We start from the raw sequence: 6,002 nt of genomic DNA on the forward strand, positions 1-6,002 counted from the left end.
GGTGTGGGGTGTGGGGTTTTACCGGTTTTGAGGTGGTCAGTTACCTAATTTTCAGGGAAAAAGTCCCGGAATTTTCCCCCCGATCCCCGCAACGGCTGGCACTTTTTGAGGGAAAAAAAGTCTAAAAGTCTGATCCAACAAGGTTTTTAGATTTATTCAGCAAGCCCTACTTAAACAAAATGGCAATGCTTCAACAGAGCGCCTTCAAGTAGGGGATGATATTCTTTTTCGGAGATAGTATAGGCCCCAAATCTAGCCAGATGGGGATTTTGCATTTGGGCATCAAATAGACAGAAATCCCGTTCTCTAAGGTGTTCGACTAACTTGACCATGGCTACCTTAGAACCATCGGGAATTTTATAGAACATCGATTCCCCGATAAAAACCCCGCGAATTGCTAAACCTAAAATCCCCCCCGCTAATTGATCCCCTTGCCAAGTCTCGAAACTGTAGGCCCAACCGGCCTGGTGTAATTGCTGATAGATTTGCATTAACTCCGGGGAAATCCAAGTCAGCGAGCGATCGGCACAACCGGCACAAACCCCAGCAAAATCGCGGTTAATAGCCACGCTAAAGCGATTTTGATTCAAAACTCGTTTTAGGGACTTGGGATACCTAAAACGCCGATCAAGAGGGATAAGAGCGCGATTTTTACTAGAATACCAATCCAATCGCCCCCCCTCATCGGCCATGAGAAAGTAACCGCGTGCGTATCCTTGTATAATAGAGGCGGTATCCACGACTCCCTCCAAGAATTCAGTCTTGTAGCCTGATCATTCTCTAATTATGCCCGATCATCCCGCACCAATTCCGCCTATTACTTTACCACCGATCGAAAATCCCCAACAGGAACAAACTTGGCTGCGCACCGCTTTACATCATTGGTTAGATGCGGAATTTATTCCCGAAGCTATTAATGAAACTATCGCTGAACGCGCTAGTCAGATTTTTTTGCGTCAGCGTTTGGAAGGGGAAAACGATCTCGGTTGCCTAGTAATTGCGATCGTTACCGAGATGCAAGCTTTTGATTTCCGCGAAAGTTTTTATAGTGAATTTGCCATCGCTAACGCCGTCAGTGATTTAATTTTAGATAGTTTGGGGATCGATCACTGTTGTGGGCAAAGTTAGACAGTTTTTCTCCGCTATTGGATTAAATTGCCAAGGAATGATCGACCATTGCTTGCCGACGTAAACAATTCCAGTAGGCTGCATAGAGATCCGTCTGTTGACCGCGCAGGGAAGCGATCGCAGGTGCGGCTGGAAAAGGCCAGAGACGATCAAAAACCACTTCTCGATGAGCCAGACGAAACTGTAGCAAGTAAACAGAAGCAGGAGCCTGTAAATTATCCAGTAATTGCGCTGCCAGCCGATGTAAAGACTTAAGACTCTCTCTTTCTAGACTAATCGGTTGACTGTAGGCGTTAGGGATCATGCCTTCTCCGATTACCTCACCGTATTCTAAACCCTTAGATGTCACCGTGATCGGCAACCAAAGATCCCCAAAAGAAGAATCTCCCTGACTGGTTTTATAGTGCAGGGTATGGGCAACCCAAGCGCGTCTTTCTTCGATATCCCGACAAGCTTGATAAACTTTTTTACCAGGAAAATTCACCCAATTGGGTAATTGAATTGTTAAGGGACACCAGATTAAATTATTCTGGCTGGTTTTACCCGACTCCATTTTTGACCACAAGGAAGCCGTCCCCGTCACCTCCACCGCCAAGGATTTAGGAACCGCATTTTTTAAGGCAATCACCATTTTTTCGGTAACGGGCGATAGGCGAGACATCTGACCACTGGCCTGAGCTTCGGCATTAACGAGAATGATAACTTTGTCCATTTCTTCTTGTGGGTTGGGTGAACTTGAACGATCAGCGGTGAGGTTGGTTAAGAATGCGAACTGACTGGGGTTCAATGCTTCTGTAGTCGCCATGGCAAAAGCTATTTCTCTGGATTTTAGCGAATTATACAAGAGCGCAACTGGTTTTTACGGATTTTTTCCACAACAACCAGATTCAAGGCGGGATTTTGCTGCTCCCCCTCATAGAATACCTTAAGTAATCAGTGATCACTGATCACTGATTACTGATTACTCAACTCTGAATAACTGGTAACTGATCACTGAAATTACTCGTCTTCGGCGAAAATAAAGCGAGTTAGTTCACTAGGATCGGGTTCGGGGCTAGATTCGGCAAATTTAACCGCTGCCTCGATTTCAGCTTGAATTTTCTCCTCGATTTCTTTTAATTCCTCTCTCGTGGCCAGATCTCGCTCGTAGAGATAGGCGGCAAAGCGAGTGATCGGATCTCTTTCGCCCCAGAATTGTTTCTCGTCAGCACTGCGTAACTCGTCGGGATCTGCCAGAGAGTGACCCCGGAAACGATAGGTTAAGGCCTCAATCAAAGTCGGTCCCTCACCGGCGCGGGCGCGGGCTACAGCCTCTCTGGCGGCGGCATGAACGGCGACCACATCCATACCGTCCACTTCCACACCGACCATACTAAAAACACTGGCTTTTTTATAGATTTCCGGTTGAGAAGTGGCTCGATCGTGGGCCATACCGATCGCCCACTTATTATTTTCCACCACATAGATAATCGGCAACTTCCAGAGAGCGGCCATATTCAGACACTCAAAAAACTGGCCATTATTACTCGCCCCGTCCCCAAAGAAACAGACCGTTACCTGATCGGCACTGGCATCACCCATGGCTTCGCGACGGTATTTACTTTGAAAAGCCGCCCCGGTTGCGACGGGAATCCCCTCGGCCACAAAAGCGTAACCCCCCAAAAGCTTATGTTCGGCGGAGAACATATGCATGGAGCCGCCCCGTCCTTTACTACAGCCGGTAGCTTTGCCGAATAACTCCGCCATTACCTCTTGAGCGGGAACTCCGGCACTGAGGGCGTGGACGTGATCGCGATAGGTACTAGAAACGTAATCTTCTCCCTGACGCAAGGCTTTAATAATACCGCTAGATATCGCTTCTTGACCGTTGTAGAGGTGGACAAAACCGAACATTTTGCCCCGATAATACATTTCGGCACATTTATCTTCAAACATCCGCCCCAAAACCATATCCTCGTATAGGCGAAGACCTTCAGCTTTGGTAATAATGATGGAAGCAGGATTAAAGGTTGGTAAAGTACGTTCGGAAATCATAGGGTCTGTAGTATCATTTAGACAACAAAAAGGCAGGGGGAGAGGAAGCGGTAGATTGTTCGAGAATTCTGGCAGTGAATTTTTTAGGCTTAAACCAAGGGGTTCTTGGTATTTTCTCTCTACAAATCTAATCTTAGTCAGTCAGAGATTGGCTAGGATAAGATGGTATCTTGTTATTTTACTCGCTCCGCTCTCACTTACATCACTTAATTCACCTTAGATGTCGGCAGGATGCCCCCGTTACACCCTACGGGTTGGCGGCGGAGGAATGCCGACCAGTATAAAACGCGCGTAGCGCATCGACTCTAAATATGTTATGCTTCCTGCTGGTGAGTTTTTTGAGGCCGTGGAACAAGTCCTGACGCTAGTGATCAAGCTTCAAGTATGTAGCGAACAACAACAAGCGCTGTCCGATACCTGTACGGCTTTTGCGTCGGCTTGTAGCTGGATTAACGAGAACGTCAATCCCTGGCTGACTAACCGGAACTCGATTCAAGCCGTCTGTTATCAGGACGTTAAGGATCGGTTCGGATTGACGGCTAACCACGTTGTCAGAGCTTGCGGTCGGGTGGCGGCTAATCGTTTGACAGCAAAACTTCAAGGGAAGAAGGTCAAGAACTTTGCTCCAACAAGTTTCGACTGTGACGCTCGAACCTTCCGTTTCGTCGAGAAAGATTGGGCGATTACTGTTAGCACCACGGGGAAACGGTTAACCATTCCCCTGAGAGCGAGCAATTACCATCGGGGGAAACTTACCTGGCAAAATCCGACCTCCGCTCAAATCTGCCTACATCGTGACGGCGGTTGGTATGTCCACATCCAACTAAAATCGGAACCGCCGAAACCTATCAACGCGGATAACATTATCGGGGTCGATTTCGGCCGTCGTGACATCGCGGTAACATCAACCGATCAATCGTGGTCGGGGGAGGGAATCAAGGAAACGAGGGATAAATACAGTCGCGTTCGAGCTTCTCTGCAAAGGAAAGCGTCTCAAGGCACTAGATCCACCAGGCGTAGGTGTCGGGAGATCTTGAAACGGCTATCGGGGCGGGAGAGAAGATACCAAGCGCACTTAAATCATGTAATCAGTAAAGCTATCGTTGCCGAGGCAAAATTAACTAACTCGATTATCGCTATTGAAGACCTAACCGGTATTCGAGAGAGAATCAATCAACAACCACGAAATAAGACCGAGAGAAGACGGTCTAACTCTTGGGCTTTCTATCAACTTCGACAATTTCTCGAATACAAAGGCATTAAAGAAGGAGTTGAGGTTATCGCGGTTAATCCACGATATACCTCTCAAACCTGTCATTGTTGCCTACATATCGGAATTAGAAGCGGAAAATCGTTTAAGTGTAGCAATAAGACTTGTGGTTGGATTGGTGACGCAGACGCGAACGGTAGCAAGATGATTAGACTTTTGGGGCTGAGTGTAATCCAGCCCAGAGAGCCGAATTTATTGGCTTGCCCGATAAGTTTAGGGTTACAGAAAGCTCCCGTTAAGCTGACGCTTTAACGGGAGTAGATTACTAAGGACTCTCCAGAGTTGAGGTACAGCTAACCGTGCGAATTCCTCTCGACTACTACAGGATATTGGGAATCCCCTTTCAGGTGAGTGCCGAGCAGATTGATTTGGCCCACGCCGACCGGGGACGGCAATTGCCACGTCAAGAATACAGTCAAACAGCGATCATTGCCCGTCAGCACTTGTTAGATGAAGCTTACCAGGTGTTAAGTGCTGCGGATCGCCGTCGTGATTATGATGCTCAATTTTTCGACCCCAATCCCCTGCTTCTCAACCCAGAAAGCAGCGCCGAAAACCTAGATTCTCAGGGTGGTGAGGTGGCCGCCGCTTCGCCGGAATATCTCACTCCCCAGATTACCATTGCCCCCGCCGATCTAGTGGGAGCTTTGCTCATCCTGCAAGAGTTGGGAGAATACGAGTTAGTGATTCGTTTGGCCGAAACTTATCTAGATTTAGAGCCAACTACTCGCCCAGACATGATCTTAACCTTGGCTTTGGCCTACGGGGAATTAAGTCGGGAATATTGGCAGGATAAAAATTATGAACAGGCGGCCAGCACCGCAGCCAAGGCCCTGACTTGGTTGGAACAAGAACAAATGTTCCCGCAAGTGGCCAGCGAGATTCGCCATGATTGCGATCGCCTGCGTCCCTACCGGATTCTGGAATTGTTATCCCAGGAAAAAAAACCTAGTCTTGCCCGTCAGCGCGGCTTGAATCTCTTGGAAGAGATGTTAGAAGCTCGCGGCGGCATCGATGGCCAGGGTGACGATCGCTCTGGGTTAGGGGTGGATAATTTTTTACGCTTTATTCAACAGTTACGGGTTTATTTAACTCAGGCCGAACAGGAAAAAATCTGGGCAAAAGAGGCACAACGCCCCTCGTCGGTGGGTAATTATCTGTTGGTTTATGCCTTGATTGCCCGCGGTTTCGCCCAAAAACAACCCGCCGCTATTGTCGCAGCCAGCGATCGCCTACAGCAATTACAAAAACATCAGGATGTCTCCCTCGAGCGATCAATCTGCGCCCTGCTGCTCGGCCAAACCGAACAAGCAAGCACAATTTTAGAAAAAAGTCAAGAGCAAGAAATATTAAATTATATTAAGGAACAATCCGGGCAATCTCCCGATCTTTTACCTGGGTTATGTCGTTACGGTGAGCGTTGGTTACAAACAGAAGTTTTCTGTCATTTTAGTGATTTAGTTGAGCGGAAAGCCTCACTAAAAGAGTATTTTGCCGAGGAAGAGGTACAAAATTATTTAGAAGAATTGTCAGGTTTTCCTGACGAAAAAGTTCCCGTGTCTGTTCAAGA

General features: G+C 47.6%; 6 protein-coding genes. 3 read left to right on the top strand and 3 right to left on the bottom strand.

Annotation, left to right across the window (positions count from 1 at the left end):
• Nucleotides 1-170: 170 nt before the first annotated feature.
• Complete coding sequence (gene aat, locus IQ242_RS14535) at nucleotides 171-752, bottom strand: leucyl/phenylalanyl-tRNA--protein transferase (protein ID WP_193960454.1); 582 nt, start codon at nucleotides 750-752, stop codon at nucleotides 171-173.
• A 34-nt stretch (nucleotides 753-786) separates the two neighbouring features.
• Here aat and IQ242_RS14540 point away from each other — a divergent pair, with 34 nt between their 5' ends.
• The gene (locus tag IQ242_RS14540; protein WP_193960455.1) at nucleotides 787-1,128 is read left to right on the top strand and encodes a hypothetical protein; all 342 of its coding nucleotides are present in this window, start codon (nucleotides 787-789) and stop codon (nucleotides 1,126-1,128) included.
• Nucleotides 1,129-1,150: 22 nt separating this feature from the next.
• On the opposite strand, the gene IQ242_RS14545 is transcribed toward IQ242_RS14540, so the two are convergent.
• Together IQ242_RS14545 and pdhA are read right to left on the bottom strand one after the other, a co-directional pair.
• Entirely contained in the window at nucleotides 1,151-1,933 is a 783-nt protein-coding gene (locus tag IQ242_RS14545) for a hypothetical protein (protein ID WP_193957269.1), read from the bottom strand.
• 194 nt (nucleotides 1,934-2,127) lie between these two features.
• Nucleotides 2,128-3,162 carry a pyruvate dehydrogenase (acetyl-transferring) E1 component subunit alpha gene (gene pdhA, locus IQ242_RS14550; protein ID WP_002733307.1) on the bottom strand — a complete coding sequence of 345 codons (1,035 nt, stop codon included), beginning with the start codon at nucleotides 3,160-3,162 and terminating at the stop codon, nucleotides 2,128-2,130.
• Between the two features lie 316 nt (nucleotides 3,163-3,478).
• Between pdhA and IQ242_RS14555 the strand changes: the two genes are divergently transcribed.
• Nucleotides 3,479-4,684 (top strand): RNA-guided endonuclease TnpB family protein, encoded by a 1,206-nt coding sequence (locus tag IQ242_RS14555; protein ID WP_193960456.1) that lies wholly within the window; start codon nucleotides 3,479-3,481, stop codon nucleotides 4,682-4,684.
• 47 nt (nucleotides 4,685-4,731) lie between these two features.
• A partial coding sequence (locus tag IQ242_RS14560; RefSeq protein WP_370583003.1) for a J domain-containing protein occupies nucleotides 4,732-6,002 on the top strand: 1,271 nt, incomplete at its 3' end.

This window comes from Microcystis sp. LEGE 08355 (assembly GCF_015207185.1).
Taxonomy (GTDB): domain Bacteria; phylum Cyanobacteriota; class Cyanobacteriia; order Cyanobacteriales; family Microcystaceae; genus Microcystis; species Microcystis panniformis.

Excerpts from the sequence above, each read along its gene's own strand:
- IQ242_RS14540 (WP_193960455.1), top strand. The coding sequence starts at position 787 with ATGCCCGATCATCCCGCACCAATTCCGCCTATTACTTTACCACCGATC.
- IQ242_RS14545 (WP_193957269.1), bottom strand. The coding sequence starts at position 1,933 with ATGGCGACTACAGAAGCATTGAACCCCAGTCAGTTCGCATTCTTAACC.
- IQ242_RS14555 (WP_193960456.1), top strand. The coding sequence starts at position 3,479 with ATGCTTCCTGCTGGTGAGTTTTTTGAGGCCGTGGAACAAGTCCTGACG.
- pdhA (WP_002733307.1), bottom strand. The coding sequence starts at position 3,162 with ATGATTTCCGAACGTACTTTACCAACCTTTAATCCTGCTTCCATCATT.